The organism is Thermocrinis albus DSM 14484, from assembly GCF_000025605.1.
GTDB classification, from domain to species: Bacteria; Aquificota; Aquificia; order Aquificales; family Aquificaceae; genus Thermocrinis; species Thermocrinis albus.
Window position 1 is genome coordinate 531,701 of record NC_013894.1, and the last position, 17,320, is coordinate 549,020.

At 47.8% G+C, this 17,320-nt stretch carries 19 protein-coding genes; 4 read left to right on the forward strand and 15 right to left on the reverse strand.

Going from position 1 to position 17,320, the window contains the following annotated elements; all coding sequences use genetic code 11:
- Nucleotides 1-10 precede the first annotated feature (10 nt).
- The 9 genes from THAL_RS02770 to gatB all read right to left on the reverse strand — a co-directional run bounded on the left by THAL_RS02770 (nucleotide 11) and on the right by gatB (nucleotide 8,276).
- Nucleotides 11-3,025: an efflux RND transporter permease subunit gene (locus THAL_RS02770; RefSeq protein ID WP_012991596.1), complete on the reverse strand. Its 3,015-nt coding sequence runs from the start codon at nucleotides 3,023-3,025 to the stop codon at nucleotides 11-13.
- 34 nt (nucleotides 3,026-3,059) lie between these two features.
- Nucleotides 3,060-4,118, reverse strand: a complete 1,059-nt coding sequence (thrC, locus tag THAL_RS02775) for a threonine synthase (protein ID WP_012991597.1) — start codon at nucleotides 4,116-4,118, stop codon at nucleotides 3,060-3,062.
- A gap of 11 nt (nucleotides 4,119-4,129) precedes the next feature.
- Entirely contained in the window at nucleotides 4,130-4,552 is a 423-nt protein-coding gene (ndk, locus tag THAL_RS02780; protein WP_012991598.1) for a nucleoside-diphosphate kinase, read from the reverse strand.
- A 105-nt stretch (nucleotides 4,553-4,657) separates the two neighbouring features.
- The gene (locus THAL_RS02785) at nucleotides 4,658-4,945 is read right to left on the reverse strand and encodes a hypothetical protein (RefSeq protein ID WP_012991599.1); all 288 of its coding nucleotides are present in this window, start codon (nucleotides 4,943-4,945) and stop codon (nucleotides 4,658-4,660) included.
- Nucleotides 4,942-5,466 (reverse strand): F0F1 ATP synthase subunit delta, encoded by a 525-nt coding sequence (locus THAL_RS02790; RefSeq protein ID WP_012991600.1) that lies wholly within the window; start codon nucleotides 5,464-5,466, stop codon nucleotides 4,942-4,944. Before THAL_RS02790 ends, THAL_RS02785 begins: the two co-directional genes overlap by 4 nt.
- Nucleotides 5,463-5,957: a F0F1 ATP synthase subunit B gene (locus tag THAL_RS02795; protein ID WP_012991601.1), complete on the reverse strand. Its 495-nt coding sequence runs from the start codon at nucleotides 5,955-5,957 to the stop codon at nucleotides 5,463-5,465. The genes THAL_RS02790 and THAL_RS02795 overlap by 4 nt, the downstream gene beginning before the upstream one ends.
- Complete coding sequence (locus THAL_RS02800) at nucleotides 5,957-6,400, reverse strand: F0F1 ATP synthase subunit B (RefSeq protein WP_012991602.1); 444 nt, start codon at nucleotides 6,398-6,400, stop codon at nucleotides 5,957-5,959. Before THAL_RS02800 ends, THAL_RS02795 begins: the two co-directional genes overlap by 1 nt.
- Before the next feature lie 20 nt (nucleotides 6,401-6,420).
- Entirely contained in the window at nucleotides 6,421-6,867 is a 447-nt protein-coding gene (rpiB, locus tag THAL_RS02805) for a ribose 5-phosphate isomerase B (protein WP_012991603.1), read from the reverse strand.
- On the reverse strand, nucleotides 6,864-8,276 hold the full coding sequence (gene gatB, locus THAL_RS02810) for an Asp-tRNA(Asn)/Glu-tRNA(Gln) amidotransferase subunit GatB (protein WP_012991604.1): 1,413 nt from the start codon (nucleotides 8,274-8,276) through the stop codon (nucleotides 6,864-6,866). The genes rpiB and gatB overlap by 4 nt, the downstream gene beginning before the upstream one ends.
- Before the next feature lie 16 nt (nucleotides 8,277-8,292).
- Between gatB and trpD the strand changes: the two genes are divergently transcribed.
- The 4 genes from trpD (at nucleotide 8,293) to THAL_RS02830 (ending at nucleotide 12,208) form a co-directional block, all read left to right on the forward strand.
- Entirely contained in the window at nucleotides 8,293-9,306 is a 1,014-nt protein-coding gene (trpD, locus tag THAL_RS02815; protein ID WP_012991605.1) for an anthranilate phosphoribosyltransferase, read from the forward strand.
- The gene (locus THAL_RS02820) at nucleotides 9,307-10,047 is read left to right on the forward strand and encodes a menaquinone biosynthesis protein (RefSeq protein WP_012991606.1); all 741 of its coding nucleotides are present in this window, start codon (nucleotides 9,307-9,309) and stop codon (nucleotides 10,045-10,047) included.
- Nucleotides 10,048-10,067: 20 nt separating this feature from the next.
- Nucleotides 10,068-10,466 (forward strand): glycine zipper 2TM domain-containing protein, encoded by a 399-nt coding sequence (locus tag THAL_RS02825; RefSeq protein ID WP_012991607.1) that lies wholly within the window; start codon nucleotides 10,068-10,070, stop codon nucleotides 10,464-10,466.
- A gap of 62 nt (nucleotides 10,467-10,528) precedes the next feature.
- On the forward strand, nucleotides 10,529-12,208 hold the full coding sequence (locus THAL_RS02830; protein ID WP_012991608.1) for an ABC transporter substrate-binding protein: 1,680 nt from the start codon (nucleotides 10,529-10,531) through the stop codon (nucleotides 12,206-12,208).
- Here THAL_RS02830 and THAL_RS02835 read toward each other — a convergent pair.
- From THAL_RS02835 to THAL_RS02860, 6 genes are read right to left on the reverse strand one after another with little or no spacing between them, the layout of a single operon-like run.
- On the reverse strand, nucleotides 12,201-13,367 hold the full coding sequence (locus THAL_RS02835) for a hypothetical protein (protein ID WP_012991609.1): 1,167 nt from the start codon (nucleotides 13,365-13,367) through the stop codon (nucleotides 12,201-12,203). The genes THAL_RS02830 and THAL_RS02835 overlap by 8 nt on opposite strands.
- The gene (locus tag THAL_RS02840; protein ID WP_012991610.1) at nucleotides 13,364-13,933 is read right to left on the reverse strand and encodes a hypothetical protein; all 570 of its coding nucleotides are present in this window, start codon (nucleotides 13,931-13,933) and stop codon (nucleotides 13,364-13,366) included. The genes THAL_RS02835 and THAL_RS02840 overlap by 4 nt, the downstream gene beginning before the upstream one ends.
- On the reverse strand, nucleotides 13,930-15,252 hold the full coding sequence (locus tag THAL_RS02845) for a TldD/PmbA family protein (protein ID WP_012991611.1): 1,323 nt from the start codon (nucleotides 15,250-15,252) through the stop codon (nucleotides 13,930-13,932). Before THAL_RS02845 ends, THAL_RS02840 begins: the two co-directional genes overlap by 4 nt.
- Nucleotides 15,240-15,962, reverse strand: coding sequence for a phosphatidate cytidylyltransferase (locus THAL_RS02850; protein ID WP_012991612.1), 723 nt, complete (start codon nucleotides 15,960-15,962; stop codon nucleotides 15,240-15,242). The genes THAL_RS02845 and THAL_RS02850 overlap by 13 nt, the downstream gene beginning before the upstream one ends.
- A complete protein-coding gene (uppS, locus tag THAL_RS02855) occupies nucleotides 15,955-16,647 on the reverse strand; it encodes a polyprenyl diphosphate synthase (protein ID WP_012991613.1) in 693 nt (230 codons plus the stop codon). Before uppS ends, THAL_RS02850 begins: the two co-directional genes overlap by 8 nt.
- Entirely contained in the window at nucleotides 16,644-17,312 is a 669-nt protein-coding gene (locus THAL_RS02860) for a tetratricopeptide repeat protein (protein WP_012991614.1), read from the reverse strand. Before THAL_RS02860 ends, uppS begins: the two co-directional genes overlap by 4 nt.
- Nucleotides 17,313-17,320: the final 8 nt, after the last annotated feature.

Here is a 17,320-nt window from a genome sequence, read left to right on the forward strand (position 1 = left end):
TACCTCCTCCTCACCTATTATACCTTACCTTTCTGCTGGTAATCTCGTACAGGACGGGTAGAAGGAACAAACTGAGGGGAAGTCCCGAAAATATTCCTCCTATCACCGCAAGGGCGAGGGGTTTTCTCAACTCGGACCCCGCCGTTAGTCCCAAAGCCACAGGCGTTAAAGAGGCCACTACCGTGAGGGTAGTCATAAGGATGGGTCTTAGTCTCTCTCGCCTTGCCTGAAGAATAGCTTCCCTAACAGGAAGCCCTTCTGTCTGTAGCTGTATTATCCGCTCTATAAACAACACCGCGTCTCTCACTATAATACCCACAAGGAGTATTATGCCAAAGTAAGAAGGAACACTGAGGGATGTTCCGCTTACAAGAAGAAGTCCAAAAGAGCCCATCACCGCCAAAGGTACCATGAGAAGCACTATGAGGGGGTATCTATAACTCTCAAAAAGAGATGCCAGCACCATGTAAACGCCTAAGAGAGCCACGAAAAGCGCTAAACCCATTCCCCGAAAAGCTCTGGCAAATTCCTTGGCTTGTCCCGCAGGCTCAAAAGTATAACCAGGAGGAAGATTCTGCCGAAGCCAATCTTCTACCTCCTGCACCGCACTTCCTAAAGGTTTACCTTCCAAATTAGCGAAGAAACTGAAGGAGTACTGTCTGTTATATCTGTTCACTACGTGATATCCTGTTGCCTCTTCTATACCCACTACCTCTGTAAGAGGTACTAGGGATCCATTCATAGACCTGACGAATACCTTTTTGAGGTTGTCCACGTTGGTTATAAACTCGGGAGTTGCTTTAACGTAAAGATCGTAGCTCTCGGCACCCAGCTCATAGGTTCCCAGTTTTAGTTTTCCCAACAGGGCGTTTAAGGTGGCAGAGACTTGTTCTAGAGGAACTCCCAGATCCCTCAGTTTTTCCCTGTCAGGATATATCCTCACCTGAGGCTCGTTGAGTCTGAGATCTGTATCCACGTCTCTGTAACCTTTCCTGTTTTTAAAATAGGCCACCATACTGTCTGCCAACCTCTGTAGCTCCTGCAGGTCAGGTCCCTTTATTACGTATTGAATATCCACCTGTCTTCCTCCTGCGGGGCCTATTATCCCGGCACTCTCCACACTTACCCTCACATCCTTCAGGGAGGAGAACTGCTTTCTCAGTTGTTCCATAATTACCTTTTGGTGAGGTCTCTCACTTCTGTCCTTGAGATAGACGAAGGCAAGTCCACCGTTGACGTCCGGCCTACCAGCCACCCCTTGACCTAGAGCCATACCGAACCTATCCACGTAAGGATTCTTCTTTAGAATATCCTCTATCTGGCGAGCCTTACTTTCGGTGTAATCAAAGGAGGAACCTACAGGTGTCTCAAAGCGCACCAGGAACCTACCCTCATCTACAAGAGGAAAGAACTCCTTTGGTGTCATTCGGAGAAACACAAAGCCTACACCCACCGCTACAGCGGACAGTAAAAGGACCGTTATCTTGTGATCTAAGGACCATCTTAGCCAGCTGTCAAAACGCTCCTCAAAGGAAGCGTACAACTTCACAAAGAGGTTTTCCTCTCCTTTCTCTTTCACCAAGCGAGAGACAGCCATAGGTGTAAAACTGACAGCCACTATGTAAGATAGAGCTATGGCAAGCACCAACGTTAGAGCAAAGTTGCCAAAAAGCTTACCTACAACACCCTTAAGGAAAATGACAGGTAGGAACACTATTACCAAGGAGGCGGTAGACGCCAAAAGGGCAAAGATGACGATACGTGTTCCTATCTCTCCCGCCTGCAGTGGTTCTAAGCCTTCCTCCCTCCTCCTGTATATACTTTCCAGCACCACTATAGCGTCGTCTATCACTATCCCCACAGCTACCGCAAGGGCCAGCAAAGTAAAGGTGTTTAAGGAAAGTCCAAGTTCTCTGAGGAGAAAGACTGTTCCTAAAAGGGTCACAGGTATGGCAAATACGGGTACTAGTGTCAGCCTAAGTCTACCTAAAAACACGTAAACTACCAGCGCGGTAAGTAAGCTTCCTATTACTATCTCCTCTATAGCTGCCTTCACACTGTCTTTAACGAAAACACTGGAGTCAAAGGTGATATCCATGCGAAGGCCAGGGGGCAGCTGGCGACTCAGTTCTTCCATCTTGGCTTTGACGGCATCTACTGTTGCCACAGTGTTGGTCTTGGATTGCTTGTATATGACGATAGCTATGGCTTGCTCTCCCATAAAACGAGCCATACCCCTCTTCTCATCTTCACCGAAGTAAGCGTACCCTACATCTCCCAAACGTACGTTGGGCGTTATGAAGATCTCCTCTAATTCTTTGGAATCCCTAGCTTTTCCATAGAGGCGCAGTATGTAGTCCCTTTTAGTGCCGTAGATAGCACCAGCAGGTGCATCCAGATAGTTTTTTTGAATGGCTTCCAAAACATCCGTAACCGCCAACTGTCTTCCGTAAAGCTTTTCTGGGTCTATTCTGACCCACATGACGTTATCTCTAAACCCTCCCAAATCCACCTGACCAACACCCGATATCCTCTCAAACTCTCTCTTTATAACTTTGTCGGCCCAGTAGGCCAGAGTCTGATAGTCCGCTGTAGGAGAGTGAAGTAAAACTGCCAAAACGGGTGCCAAGGAGGTGTCCACCTTTCTCACCACCGGAGGATCAACACCGGGTGGGAGCTGTTTCATGGCCCTCTGAACAGCGTCCCTCACCTCTTGAGCAGCCACGTCTATATCTTTCTCCAGAGAGAAGGTAACAGTTATGCGAGAAGTACCTGCAAAACTCTGAGAGGTGATGGCTTCTATCCCGTTTATGGTAGCCAGTTGGTCTTCTATAACACGGGTCACATTTACGTCCACCACGTAGGGATCAGCTCCCGGATAGGTAGTGACCACAGATACCACAGGAAAATCTACGTCGGGGAGTCTGTCCAGAGGAATACCTCTAAGGGAGTAAAGCCCAAGTAGTATGAAGGAGAGCATGAACATCCAAGTAGTGACTGGCCTGTGTATGAAGAACCTGTACATGTCCCCTATTATAACAGACCGACCGGTCGGTATGTCAGATCTCTATGAACTTGGCTACCACCTCCGCATCGGGTGGCACGTTGGTGGGTTGCTCACACACCTTAAGAGCTGTGTCAGGATCCTTGAGGCCGTTACCCGTTAGGGTACACACCACTACCTCGCCTCCTGAGAAGAATCCCTCTCTCACCAGTTTTATAAAGCCTGCCACAGAAGCTGCGGAAGCAGGCTCGCAGAATACACCTTCGGTGGATGCCACCAGTTTGTAAGCGTACAAGATCTCTTCATCTGTTACAGCATCTATTTTTCCACCTGACTCCTGAGCTGCCTCAAGAGCACTCTGCCAACTGTAAGGATTCCCTATCCTTATGGCGGATGCTATAGTCTGTGGATTTTTGATGGGATATCCCTTTACGATGGGAGCGGCACCTTCTGCCTGCCATCCCATCATACGTGGTAACTTTCTTATCTTCCCCATCTGATAGTACTCTTTATAACCTTTCCAGTAGGCGGTTATGTTGCCTGCGTTTCCTACAGGCAAGAAATGGTAATCGGGGGCCTCTCCCAGAGCGTCGCATATCTCAAAAGCCGCTGTCTTTTGTCCCTCTATACGGTAAGGATTGACAGAGTTTACCACCTCTACCGGCAACATCTGCCCTATCTTTCGTACAATGTACAAGGCATCGTCAAAAGTACCCTTAACAGCCAGCACTTTGGCACCGTACATAACGGCTTGAGAAAGCTTTCCAAGAGCAACGGCACCTCTCGGTAGTAGTACGTAAGCTTTTAATCCTGCCCTCGCGGCGTAAGCGGCAGCGGATGCCGAAGTGTTACCGGTAGAGGCACATATGACAGCCCTCTTACCCTCCTCCAAAGCCTTGGATATGGCCACCGTCATACCTCTGTCTTTAAAGGAACCTGTGGGGTTGAGTCCTTCGTACTTAAGATAGAGCTCTCCTCTAAAACCCACCAAGCGCGCTAAGTTATCAGCCTTTATGAGGGGGGTGTTACCTTCGTAGAGGGTGACTACGGGGGTTTTGTCAGATACCGGCAGAAACTCCCTGTACCTGTGTATTATGCCCTGCCAACAGTTCATCGGTTATCAATTTAACACAGCTCAAGGTTTGAGAACACAAAGGGGATTTCGTAAGCTGCAGACTCTAACGAATCAGAAGCATGGACAGCGTTTTTGCCCTTATCGGTACCAAACAGGGCTCTTATGGACATAGGTGCCACGCGCCTTGCCTCCTCACTGTCGGTAGGTCCTATAATCTCCCTCACACGTTTTACCGCGTTTTCTCCTTCCAGCAGAATGGCCACAACTGGTCCTGAGGTCATGAACTCCACCAGCTCGTTGTAGAAAGGCCTCCCTTTGTGTACCGCGTAGAACTCTCTGGCCTGTTCCACCGTAAACCTAAACATCTTAAGGGCTCTTATCCTGAAGCCTTCCGTTATGAATCGGTCCAGTATCTTACCTACAGCGCCTTTCTCCACAGCATCGGGTTTGATGATGACCAGCGTTCTTTCCATGTTTCACACCTTATTACCCGAGCTTATGTATTGGCTCGGGTGCCGGGCTATTTATATCCCGCCTGTAAAGGGTGTCCCACACCCGGCAGGCGGCATTGGAACACCCTACTCACCTTCAAAGGACTGCAGTTCCTCCATAAGAGCCTTTATCTGAAACAGAACAGCACCTTTGAGGGTCTCCACATCCGCTTTCCAGTAATTTTCTGAAAAAACCAACTTCTTTTCAGGACCCTCTACGTGTCTTATTATGACGTAAGGTTTCCCTTCATCTTCTTCACATTCCTCGTCCTCAACACCTGGAAAACACACTACCAGATCTATCTCCGGACTTAGAGCCATTGAACGTAGTTCTTCTGCTAGTTTCTTAAACTTCTCTACCGGATACTCCATCATTTCCACGTTTCTAAAATCTTTTTGACAGAGGCGTCCACCACAAAACCGTAGCCCTGTACCACAAAACCTCCTATCAGAGAAGGATCCTCCACCACCCGAAGCTCTAGATCTTTACCCATAGTTCTCTTCATAACTTCCTTTATCCTCTCTACCGTCTGCTGATCCACAGGCTTTGCCACAAAGAGGGTAGCACGGGAGAGTTTGAGGATCTTTTCTACCTCGTGTTCCAGAATCCTTCTAAGCTCACCCACTGAAGGGATCATGTTGGTGATGACCATATCACCCAGAACTTGGTCTATTCTTTCCGGCAGTCCAAAGCGGGATCTTAAGGCCTTTAGGTAGTTAAGCTTCCTTTCGGTGGGAACGTTGGGATTTAGCATAGTGTCTCTAAAAAGTCTGTCCTTCTTGTAAAGAGTCTCCAAAAGCTGGAAGAACTGGATGGCGGATATAAGAGTGTTCCTGTCGGAGGGAAGGTGTCTCACCACCGCTTTGGCCAGTTTCCTGGCAAGATCTTTGTTCATTCCTTAGCCTCCAGTATTTTGATCTTCTTTTCTATGTAATTCCTGTGCACCTCCTCCTTTTCAAACTCCTTCAACAGAAGAGCTGTGGCCAGTTCCTTCACTCTATTGGCTCCGTATGACACCAGCTCTTCTTTGGCTCTTTTGAGTTCCAGCTCTATGCTTTCGCTGGCTTTCTCCCTTATCCTGCGGATCATATCCTCAGCCTTTTTCATCTCCTGTTCTTTTATGTAAACAGCGGTCTCTTGAGCCAGTTTTATCTGCTCTTGGTATCTCCTCTTAGCATCTTCATACTCCTGTTTTGCTTTGGACAGCTCCTCCTGAGCCTTCCTCAGTTCTTCCTCTGATCTATCCAAGCCTTCTGTGAGGCTTACAAAAAAGTTACGGAAAGCTTCCTTTATGTGCTTTCCACCGAACCAGTAAAGGACTCCCAGAAAGAGGGCTATGTTGAAAGCCTTCCAGAGGAGTTCCTGGGTGTGGTGTCCACCTTCCATCAGGCCACCTCCTTAAGTACACGTCTTACTAATTCTTCTGCCACTTTCTGCAGTTCTTTGTCCAGTTTTAGCTTCTCCTCTTCCAACAGCTTTCTCATCTCAGCCACAGCGCGCTCTATATCTTCCTGAGCTTTCTTCTCCTCTTCCTCCAACATCTGGCGTGCTATCCTCTGAGCTTCCTTTCTTGCCTCTTCCAGTATAGCGTTGGATTCCTGTCTTCCCTTTTCCAGGATCTGCTGGGCTTCTTGCAAATATCTGGTGGCTTCTTCCTGAAGCTCTCTCGCCTTTTCCAGATTGTCGGAGATACGCTTTTCCCTCTCCTCTATCACCTCCGTGTAAGGTTTTACCAAAAGCCTGTGAATGAGAAAAGTGAAAACCAAAAACAGTGCCGCCTGCACCAAAAGGGTGTAGTTGGGATATAGGGACTGCTGTATGTCCTGCATCTTCTGCCTCCCACCATATTTTAACACAGCTCCTCTTCAATGTTTTTTATAAGATGCACGCGCCTCTCGTGTCTTCCACCTTCGAAAGGTGTAGAGAGCCACACATCCACTATAGAGAGGGCAAGTTCCTCACCTATCACTCTGTCCCCGAGACACAGCACATTGGCGTCGTTGTGAAGCCTGCTCATTCTGGCCATGTACTCGTTGAGACAGAGGGCTGCACGTACACCTTTGAACTTGTTGGCCACTATACACATACCTATACCTGTTCCGCACACCAGTATGCCTCTCTCCGCTTCTCCTCTCTGCACCGCTAAAGACACTTCACGGGCAAAGATGGGATAATCGGTGGACTCCTGTGACTGGGTGCCAAAATCCAACACTGTATGGCCTTTAGAGATGAGGAACTCCTTTATCTTCTCCTTCAAGGGAAAACCTGCGTGGTCCGACCCTATAGCCACCCTCATTGGCACACCTCTCTGAGGATTTTCTGTACCACTTGAGGATTTGCTTTACCTTTGGTGGCCTTCATTACCTGACCTACAAAGAAGCTCAGTAGTTTCTCCTCACCTTTACGCAGCCTGTCTGCCTCCGATGGGAAACTGGCAAGGACCTGAAGGACTATCTCCCTTATGGCCTGTTCGTCAGATATCTGAGTGAGTCCTTTCTCCCTCACTATCTCCTGAGGATCTTTACCTGTTTCCACCATCTCCTTCAGGACATCCTTCGCCAGTCTCGAAGAAAGGGTACCTTTGTGGATGAGCTCTACCAAGCGTGCCAGATGTAGGGGAGTTACAGGAGAATCCTCTATACTCATCTGTCTTTCTCTCAAATTACCCAGTAAGTCGTTCAAAAGCCAGTTACACAAGAGTTTAGGATCTTCTGAAAAATGACGTGCCGCTTCTTCGAAAAAGTCACCCACTTCCTTCAGATCCGTTAGGATCTTGGCTTCGTACTCTCCCAAGGCGTACACTTCCATCAGTCTCATCTTCCTCTCGTGGGGAAGTTCGGGCATGGATGACCTTATCTCCTGCACGAAATCTTCCGTCAGAACCAGAGGTAGTAGGTCGGGATCAGGAAAGTACCTGTAGTCGTGGGCTTCCTCTTTTGTCCTCATAGGGTAAGTGAGTCCCGTGGAGGGATCAAAAGTCCTCGTCTCCTGAATCACACTGCCTCCGGTGGTGATGATCCTCTTCTGTCTTTCTATCTCGCTCTCTATGGCTTTTTGGACGAATCTGAAGGAGTTTACGTTCTTAATCTCCACTTTGGTACCTAACTCTCTGGAACCCTTAGGCCGTAGAGAAACGTTTATGTCACACCTCAGCTGTCCCTTTTCCATATCTGCACGGGACACTCCTGCGTATCTCATTATGTTTCTCAAGGTCTCTAAAAATTCACGGGCCATCTGAGGAGAGTCTATGTCGGGTTCCGTCACTATCTCTATAAGGGGTGTGCCTGCCCTGTTGAAGTCCAAGTAGGTTTTACCACCTTCGTGGATGTTTTTACCAGCATCCTCCTCTAAGTGAAGTCTCCTTATTCTCACCCTTTTACCCTGAACCTCTACAAAACCGTTAACGGCCAGCGGATGCTCGTACTGGGATATCTGGTATCCTTTAGGTAAGTCGGGGTAAAAGTAGTTCTTACGGGCAAAGACTGATACAAGGTTTATCTCGCAGTTAAGGGCTATAGCTGCCCGAAGGGCCAGCTCTACAGCCCTCTTATTAAGAACAGGTAGAGTTCCGGGCAGTCCCAAACAGACGGGACAAACGTTAGTGTTGGGTTCCGCGCCGAACTCCACAGGACAGGAGCAGAAAAGCTTACTGCGTGTTTCCAGTTGAACGTGAATCTCAAGACCTATGACAGGCTCCAGCTCCATAATAAAATAATAGCCTATGAAGGACATTCTACACAAGCTTTCCGAAAGGGAGAACCTCACCGCTCAGGAGATGTACTCCTGCATGGAAGACATAGTAGAAGGGAGAGCCACCGACGCTCAGATAGGTGCCTTTATAATGGGCACAAGAATGAAGGGAGAGACAGTGGAAGAGATAGTAGGCGCCGTGCGTTTCTTTAGAGAGAGAGCCACCAAGGTGGAAGTTAGGGACCCTCATCATCTTGTGGATACGGCCGGTACAGGTGGCGACATGTCCGGTACCTTCAACGTGTCCACTGTGACCGCCTTTGTTCTAGCAGGTGCCGGTGTGAAGGTAGCCAAACACGGTAACAGATCTGTCTCTTCCCGATGCGGCAGCGCTGATCTTTTGGAGTATTTGGGTGCTAAGATAGATCTATCTCCCCATCAGGTGTCTATCCTCATAGAAGAGTTGGGAATAGGTTTCATGTTTGCGCCTCTCTTTCACCCTGCCATGAAGAGAGTCCTTGGTCCCCGTAGAGAGGTGGGCATACGCTCTATATTTAACCTGGTGGGACCTCTCTCCAACCCCGCAGGAGCCAAGAGACAACTGGTGGGTGTTTTCTCAGACAGCTTTGTGGAAAAGGTGGCTCACACTTTAAGAGAGTTGGGAGCTGTGAGGGCTGTGGTGGTACACGGAAAGGATGGAACCGATGAAGTCTCCGTATGTGCGCCTACACTGGTAGCAGAGGTAAGACAGGACGGGGTATATCTTTACGAGTTTGTTCCGGAGGAAATGGGTATAAAACGCTATCCCCCCGAGTACATAAAGGTGACATCTGTGGAGGAAAGTGCGCGAACCGCTCTATCTGTACTGCGTGGGGAGGTTTCTCCTGCCTATTACATGGTTCTCCTCAACGCCACCTTTGGTCTTATGGTGGCAGGCGTCACCGATGACAAAAAACAGGCTTTCCAGATAGCCAAGGAGAGTATTCACAGTGGAAGAGCCTATGAAAAACTGATGAAGTTTATAGAACTCACCAGGAAAGTGTGAATGGTCAAAGTAGGTAGAGTCTCCTATCTTAACACCTTACCTCTCTTTTACAGATTTCAAGACGAAAGGATCCAGTTGGTGGACGGTCATCCCTCTCACCTTGTGGATCTTCTCAGAAAAAACGTAATACAAGCAGGCATAGTATCCTCTGTGGAGTATCTAATGAGAAAGGACCTCTACCGTGTGGTGCCGGGTATCTCCATATCGAGCCGGGAAAAGGTGTGTTCTGTGGGTATATTCTCTAAGAGATCTAAGGATAACATAAGGACCGTGTTTCTAACACCCCTCTCTCTCACTTCCCGGTATCTCTCCATGTACGTAATAGAAGTTCTCTGGAATAGGGATGTGGTCTACGTGGAGGATCCATCAGAGGCAGATGCCCTTCTTCTCATAGGAGACGAGGCACTAATGGAAAAGAAGAGAGGCTTATACCCATACTTTTACGATCTGGGAGAGGAGTGGTTTAAAAAACACTCTCTACCTTTTGTGTTTGCCCTCTTCTTGGTGAGGAAAGATGCTCCCCCTTGGCTGTGGGAGGTTATACACCACCTGTGTCAAACTTCCCTGCAGGAGTTTTACTCTCGCTTGAGGGATGGGAAGATTAGAATAGATGGTTTTGAAGAAGATGAGGTGAAGAGTTACTTTACCGAGTGTATTGGGTACGAGCTTGGACAGGAGGAAATGGCTAGCTTACAAATTTTCATGGAATTTTTAGCTGGAAGAGGTATACTGTTATTGTAAAACCGAAAAGGAGGTGAAACATGAAGAAAGTGGCTCTATTTATGACAGGTGTGATTTTCTTCGCCGGTCTTTACTCCTGCGGGCAGGTGACCTCCCAAAGGACCTACGAAGGAGGTACGATAGGTGCCATAGGTGGCGCGGTGGCGGGAGCTCTCCTTGATAAGGAGAACCGTTGGCGCGGTGCTGTCATAGGTGGCGCTTTAGGTGCTGTAATAGGTGGTACCATAACGGAGATAGCCTCCAGGGCGGCAAGGGAAGCAGCCTACCAAAACAGACCGGTAGAGTACAGGTCTGAGGATGGCACACAAAGGGTGTATGCGGAACCCGTGGCCAGCAGGGGTCAGTGTAAGATCGTGAAGACCAACTACTACCAGAACGGTAAGTTGGTAAAGGTGGAAGAGAGAGAAGTGTGTCCCTGAGGTTCTTCTACCAGATCCTCTTTGCCCTGTCTCTCGTTTTAGTAGCCTTCTTACCTTTTCATATGGCTTCCTCCCCTCGGGGGGGAGCCGTAAGATGGGTTACGGTGAATCCCGAGGAGTTTCAACCTTTACCGGGAAAGGAGGGGGGAGAGCTACGTTTTATACTGCGGGGAGATCCCAAAACCCTTAATCCTGTGGTAGCACAGGAAACCACTTCCACCGCCGTTATAGGTGATCTTTTTTCCGGACTTACCAAGTTGGATCTTAAGACGATGACGTACGTTCCCGATCTGGCCAAGAGGTGGCACGTTCTGGACAACGGCAGAAGGTACATCTTTGAACTGAGGGAAAATCTAAGATGGAGTGATGGGCATCCCATATCTGCCGATGATGTAGTCTTCACTTACAGAGACGTGTATCTTAACCCCCAGATACCCAACTCCACCGCCGATATGTTGAAAGGTGTGTTAAAAACTCCTCAGCAGGTGCGCAATTTTGTCAGAAAGCTGGACGAAAAAAGAGTAGAGTTCCGTTTACCTGAGCCTTTTGCCCCTTTCCTCGGTATAATGGCATCACCTATCTTGCCACGTCATAAGTTGGAAAGGTACGTAAAAGAAGGAAACTTTATGAGTGCGTGGAACGTCTCTACACCCCCCTCCCAAATAGTGGGATCAGGCCCTTACAGGTTGGTAAGATACGTAAAGGGTCAGAGAGTGGAGTACGAGGCCAACCCTTACTACTATGAGAGGGATGATATGGGTAAACATCTCCCCTACATAAAGAGAAAGGTAGGTTACATTCTGCAAGATCCTGATACAGCCCTTCTCATGTACACCACAGGAGGGGTAGATATGTTGAGTCCGCGGCCCCAAGACCTTCTAGTTCTGTCTAAGCTGGGAGGAAGCTCCCTCTACAACTTAGGTCCAACGCCAGCCATAACCTTCTTAGTCTTCAATCAAAATCCTCGTTCCTCTTTACCTCAGTACAAGCTAAGATGGTTTCAGAACAAGCTGTTTCGTCTCGCTGTTTCTTACGCCATAGATAGGGAGAGTATGTGTACTCTCGTCTACAACGGTCTTGCAGTTCCCCTTTACGGACCTATAACACCAGCCAACCGTCCTTACTACAAGGAAGGGCTCTTTCCTCAGTACAGTTACTCTCCCCAGAAGGCCAAGGAACTTCTCTTAAAAGCAGGTTTTCGTTACGGGAAGGATGGATGGCTGAGAGATGCCGAGGGACACACCGTGGAGATAGTGCTCCTCACTAACGCCGACAACAAAGAGAGAGAAAAGTTAGGTAACATGATAAAGGAAGATCTAGAGAAGATAGGCATAAAAGTCATATTCAGGACACTGGACTTTAACACATTGGTGAGAAAACTCTCCACACCTCCCTACGATTGGGAGGCCGTTATCATAGGTCTTACAGGTTCGTTGGATCCCCACTTTGGAAGAAACGTGTGGCACTCCTCTGGAACACTTCACATATGGAACCCTATGCAGAAAAAAACAGCCACCCAATGGGAAGCTCGTGTAGATGCCTTATTGGACAGGGCGGCCTCCACACTAGATCAAAAGGTTCGTATAAGTCTTTACCAAGAGGCCTTTCGCATAATAGCTGAAGAACAACCTATGATATTTCTAGTGGCTCCCCAAAGTATACTCAGTGTTTCCGACAGGCTCAACAACGTCTTTCCCACCGTATGGGGATTTTACAGAGAGGAAAGTATGTTTTTCAAGTGATGATCTCTCTGAGTCTCTCCTTGAGAGCCCTGTAGGCTTCTTCCCTTATTAAGGAAGCTATATCCACCGAGGATAAAACATCCTTCACCACATCTTTTACAGCCTCCTTTATCACCTCCTCCGACAGTACAGATCTCAGTGTCTCCTTTATCTGATCCCTTATCATCTCTTGGTCAAGGGCTTGGTGAATATTCTCCTTCAGCAAGGAAGGAAGGGACTGAAGGAGAGCCTCTCTTAAACTACCAGACATTTTCTCTTCCACATGAGAGGCCTGCGGCGTTTCTGTAGGTTCGTAGGTGGTGCCGGAGTACCCACTTAGGAGTTCTTCCAAGATGCTCTCCACTGGCTTTTCCACCGGTTCTTTCTCCAGGTTGGAGATGCTCTCCACCGACTTCTCCACTGGTTCTTCCTCCAGGATTGCTACAGCTCTCCTTTGACCAAGTTCCTGTATCTTTTGGACAGCTTTGCTTAGTTCTGACTCTCTGCCGAAAATGTACTTCTCACCGAGCTCCACATCAGAAACATCCACACCGAAGAGCTCATCCACCAGTATAACGAAAGGTTTTCCTCTCACTTCCTCCTTTCGGGAAAGCTCTGTTAAAACTTTCTGTGCCAAAACACCCGATAGAGCATCTATCACCAGTATATCCGCTTGTTCTGCCTGAGGTATAACCTCCCTCACAGACTTAGCTTCCAGGTACAGGAAACCTTCCCCTAAGGCATCCTTTAACTTCTTTATGAAGTCAGGATCTAGAGAAAAGATCATTATCTTGGAGGAAGGCTTCTCCATCTGTGTCACTCCTCCTGTCATCTCCTCTGGGATCTCTCCCCCCCTTAACACATCCATTATCCTTTCTTCAGCTTTATCTCTGTCCACTAAAACTTTCCTGTGAGGGAGTAAGTTTTTAGCATCTATTGGAAAAAGCTGATCCACCAGGATGACGTAAAGAGAGTCTTTGAACTTCTGTTTATACATACTGTTGATATCTTCCTCTGATATAGATCCAGCTATAGCATCGTAGATGATCACATCTGCGTACTGAATGTTGGAGTTTACAGCCTCCTCCCCGTTCTTAAATTCTGCCACATCGTACTCTTTGAGCAGGTCTTTAAGTCTCCCCACTAAGCTTTTGTCAAAAGAGATCATAAGTACTTTCATCTTTTACCCTCCATCTTTTTAAGTATATCATCTAGCAAACTCTTAGTCTCCGTTGCCGTTTCTTCAGGGATCACAGAGTTCACGGATAGGGTTGTTCTCAGGGCCTTCAGTTTGGCAACAAGTTCTTCATTGGTGGTAGAACCACCTCTGGACATAAAGTAGGCCAGGATCATAAGGACAGCACCTGAAAAAGCTATGCCTGCGGATGCCCACTCTTCCAAAAGGGTCTGAAGGTACTCTCCCAAGGTGGTACGTCTCAGATAAACGTAAACCTCTGTTCCGTCAGATCCTTTACTGACGGAAGTTACATAAAGGGATGCATCCAGCGGGTTCAGAAGTCCAACAGATGGCACCAGAGACTTTCCGGCAGGTGTCTTCAGTATCAGGAGGGTTTGGTAACCCTTCGTAGGGTTTTCACCCCTCTGAAGGTGAAGAATAGCCTCACTTAACTCACGAGTAGTTTGTTGAAGTTTTTGGGAAATATACACCTCAAAGGAAGCGTACAACCCTACGAACAGTAAAAGGACGCCTATCAAAAAAAGCAGAGGAGGCAGGAACTTTTTCATGAGTTACCCCCGATTGTTAAAGATCCAACCAACACCCAAGGAGACCCTACTCGACCATAGAACTTAAGGTCGCTACTTACACCTTCTATTTTTCTGAACACATCAAGGATATTACCTGCTATCACTATCCCCCTCACACTTTTGAGAGGCCTTCCACCCTTATAAATTATACCCGAAGCACCTAGGGAAAAGTCTCCCGACACAGGGTCTGCGGTATGAAGTCCCATGAGATCCAGAACCAGAAGTACCTCATCATAAGCTCCGAGAAGTTCCTCATATCCGTAAGGGCCTGCCTCCAGGTATAGGTGGCGTATGCCGCTTGTGGGCACACTTCTAAAGCCATCTCTTACCGAGTTTCCCGTAGGTTCCACCCCCATCTTCCTGGCGGTGTAGTGGCTGTGGAGAAACCCTCTGAAAACACCTTTGTCCAACAACACGTTAACCTTACTGGTTACACCTTCGGCATCCGTAGGTGCTCCACCTACAGAACCCTTCATAGTGCCGTCATCCACCAGGTTAACCACCGAAGATGCTATCCTTTCACCCTCTTTGCCCGCCAAGGGAGTTTTTCCCTTCACGAGAGCTTCTCCCGTAAACATGGGAGAGAAAGTTTCAAGGAGCATGGCAAAGGCCTCACTGAAGAAAACCACCGGCATTTCCTTACTCTCCATAGAGACAGCACCCAGCTGGGAGACAGCTTTAAAAACCACATCCTGCACCATACTGTCTAGCTTTAAGAAAGCGATATTCTTTCCGGCTCTATATTCGTAGGATATGGCGCTGTCCTTTCCATCTTCTGCAAAGGCAGACATGAGACACATGTAGCGGGTGGTGGTGTAACGGTACTCTACTCCACAGGAGTTTATGCAGTGAGTTTCCACAAGATCTTCTCTAAAGCTCACTTTCCTAACACCCTTTACCCTGCTATCCAACGCAAGGGCTTTTCTCTCGAGGGAAAGAACCAGCTCTACCTTTTCCTCTAAGGGCATATGAAGGCTCTCTGTGTCTATCTCCTCCCACTCTATCTGAAGAGTACTGCAGTAAGGTTCCCCATGCTCTTCTTCTGTTATCTCACATGCTTCCTTTGCTCTAAGTGCACACTCTTTAACAGCTGAAGAGGACATGTCGGTGGTGTAGGCAAACCCCATCTTTCCCTTCCGAAAAACCCTAATCCCAACTCCCTTCTCCTCCGAACGGGAGAGGTTCTCCAGCTGGAGGTTAGATGTTTCTATGAGGGTTTGTCCTATAGATTGGTAGAATATCTCGTAATCGTACTGACCGCCGAGCACTTCCTCCACTATACTTTTCAGATTCTCCATGCTAAAATTTTAAGCCAGTAGTACCAAAGGGGAGCTGCGAAAACAAGGGAGTCAAATCTGTCAGTAAAGCCCCCGTGCTCTCCCAGCAGTTGGGAAAAATCTTTTATACCCACCTGTCTTTTTATAAAACTTTTAAAAAGATCACCGCTGACTCCGGCCAACACCAGCACAGCAGACACATACAGAGGTACCTTTAAAAAGATGAGAGAGAACAAACAGGATAATACGGCACCACCTAAAAACCCCTCCCAGGTTTTTTTAGGTGAGAGGCGTGGAAAGAAAGGCCTTTTTCCTAACTTTTTCCCTATGTAGTAGGAGGCTACATCCAAAACGAAGACGAAGAGTAAAAGTCTCAAAAGTTCTACAGTTCCCACCAACTTCACTTTGTACAAGTAAGAGAGGAGATAACCTGCGTACATGTTGAGAAACAGCGCTTTGTAGAACTCCTCCAAAGACCAGTTCCTGTAACCCGATACCAAAGCCAGCAGAAAGGCTGACACTAGACCCACCTCCTGGGACATACAGGAAAGTAACGTTACAGAGGGTGGAAGTAAAGATGCTGTTCTTGTACCTGTAGCTCTGGCTACCTCATAGGATATTCTCCAACTGAGGAAGGTCAAAGGCAGAAGGAAGAGATACCATGGTAGAAGGGAAAGTAAGATACTCACCAAACCCACAGAGAGTCCTATTCCCTCTCTGCTCCTAAACAACGGCACCGAACCTCCTCTCCCTGTTGGCGTAATCCTCTAAGGCCTTTACAAACTCTTCTCTTCCAAAGTCTGGCCAGTAAACCTCCGTGAAGTAAAGTTCTGTATAAGCTAAGTTCCACAGCATAAAGTTGGATATTCTCTTCTCACCGCCGGTCCTTATGAGAAGATCAGGATCAGGCAGATCTCTCAGATCCAAAGCTTGGCGAAAAGTGGACTCATCCACCTCCTGCACTCTCTGATGTAGTAGGTGGTTTACAGCTCTCACTATATCATCTCTTCCTCCGTAATCTACCGCCAAGATGACGGTTATTCTATGCCCACACGCAGTTTCCTTCTCCGTTCTGTGCATTTCTTCCACCAAACTCATGGGTATTCTGTCTCTCCTGCCTATGAATATGACCCTTACACTTTTTTCCTTCAGTTCCTGTCTCTTTTCCTTTAGATACCTTTCGAAAAGATCAAAGAGGGCAGCCACCTCCTCAGCCGGCCTTTTCCAGTTTTCCGTAGAGAAGGTAAAAAGGGACAAGTACCTTATTCCTAGATCTGCACAAAAGTCCACTATCTCCTCTGCCCTTTTGACTCCCTCATAGTGTCCGGCGATTCTGGGAAGATTCCTCTCCTTTGCCCATCTTCCGTTCCCGTCCATTATTATGGCTACGTGCTCAGGAAGTTTTTTTATGTTCATCTGCCTAATTTAGCCTTCGCTATGTTAGCTTCCTCAGAAAGAGGAAACTCTTTCAGTATGGCCTCGTAGTATTCTTTAGCCTTCTGCTGATCGTTCCTCTGTTCATACAGTTTGGCTAACTGAAGGTACACGGCAGGTAGCTTGTTACAGTCCACCATCTCCCCCCTCTTACACCTTTCTACCAACGTCAACCACACAGCTTGAGCTTTTTGCCAATCACCGAGATCTCTGTAAACTACACCGAGCCAAAGGTAGGCGTTGTCGGTTAGGGGTGTTTTAGGGTTCTTCTTTATGAAATCTATGAACTTCTCCTTGGCTTGGTGTAGCTGGCGCAGGTGGTACAAACGCATAGCCTCCTCGTAGTCTTTCTCGTACCCCTGCGTTTGCCCCTGAGAAGCGGGTGGTGGTTGATCCACCTTGGGTGTTTCCATAACTGTTCTGTTAGCCCTGAGTCTTTCCAGCTCCAGCCTTAGGGACGTTATGTTTTGAGATATAAGGTCTATCCTTTCCTCCGTCCTCACCTGCTGTTCTTCCAGCTTCTTCTGTCGCTCTTCCAACTGTGTGAGTCTGGAAGATATACCGGCCAACCTGGCATCCAGCTCCTGTTGCGTGACGGTACCACACGAACTTACCACTAAGAGAATGAGAAAGGCCCACACCCTCATGCTACCCA

Coding starts and splice junctions, on each gene's coding strand:
- THAL_RS02770 (WP_012991596.1), bottom strand. CDS start 3,025: ATGTACAGGTTCTTCATACACAGGCCAGTCACTACTTGGATGTTCATG.
- thrC (WP_012991597.1), bottom strand. CDS start 4,118: ATGAACTGTTGGCAGGGCATAATACACAGGTACAGGGAGTTTCTGCCG.
- ndk (WP_012991598.1), bottom strand. CDS start 4,552: ATGGAAAGAACGCTGGTCATCATCAAACCCGATGCTGTGGAGAAAGGC.
- THAL_RS02785 (WP_012991599.1), bottom strand. CDS start 4,945: ATGATGGAGTATCCGGTAGAGAAGTTTAAGAAACTAGCAGAAGAACTA.
- THAL_RS02790 (WP_012991600.1), bottom strand. CDS start 5,466: ATGAACAAAGATCTTGCCAGGAAACTGGCCAAAGCGGTGGTGAGACAC.
- THAL_RS02795 (WP_012991601.1), bottom strand. CDS start 5,957: ATGGAAGGTGGACACCACACCCAGGAACTCCTCTGGAAGGCTTTCAAC.
- THAL_RS02800 (WP_012991602.1), bottom strand. CDS start 6,400: ATGCAGGACATACAGCAGTCCCTATATCCCAACTACACCCTTTTGGTG.
- rpiB (WP_012991603.1), bottom strand. CDS start 6,867: ATGAGGGTGGCTATAGGGTCGGACCACGCAGGTTTTCCCTTGAAGGAG.
- gatB (WP_012991604.1), bottom strand. CDS start 8,276: ATGGAGCTGGAGCCTGTCATAGGTCTTGAGATTCACGTTCAACTGGAA.
- trpD (WP_012991605.1), top strand. CDS start 8,293: ATGAAGGACATTCTACACAAGCTTTCCGAAAGGGAGAACCTCACCGCT.
- THAL_RS02820 (WP_012991606.1), top strand. CDS start 9,307: ATGGTCAAAGTAGGTAGAGTCTCCTATCTTAACACCTTACCTCTCTTT.
- THAL_RS02825 (WP_012991607.1), top strand. CDS start 10,068: ATGAAGAAAGTGGCTCTATTTATGACAGGTGTGATTTTCTTCGCCGGT.
- THAL_RS02830 (WP_012991608.1), top strand. CDS start 10,529: ATGGCTTCCTCCCCTCGGGGGGGAGCCGTAAGATGGGTTACGGTGAAT.
- THAL_RS02835 (WP_012991609.1), bottom strand. CDS start 13,367: ATGAAAGTACTTATGATCTCTTTTGACAAAAGCTTAGTGGGGAGACTT.
- THAL_RS02840 (WP_012991610.1), bottom strand. CDS start 13,933: ATGAAAAAGTTCCTGCCTCCTCTGCTTTTTTTGATAGGCGTCCTTTTA.
- THAL_RS02845 (WP_012991611.1), bottom strand. CDS start 15,252: ATGGAGAATCTGAAAAGTATAGTGGAGGAAGTGCTCGGCGGTCAGTAC.
- uppS (WP_012991613.1), bottom strand. CDS start 16,647: ATGAACATAAAAAAACTTCCTGAGCACGTAGCCATAATAATGGACGGG.
- THAL_RS02860 (WP_012991614.1), bottom strand. CDS start 17,312: ATGAGGGTGTGGGCCTTTCTCATTCTCTTAGTGGTAAGTTCGTGTGGT.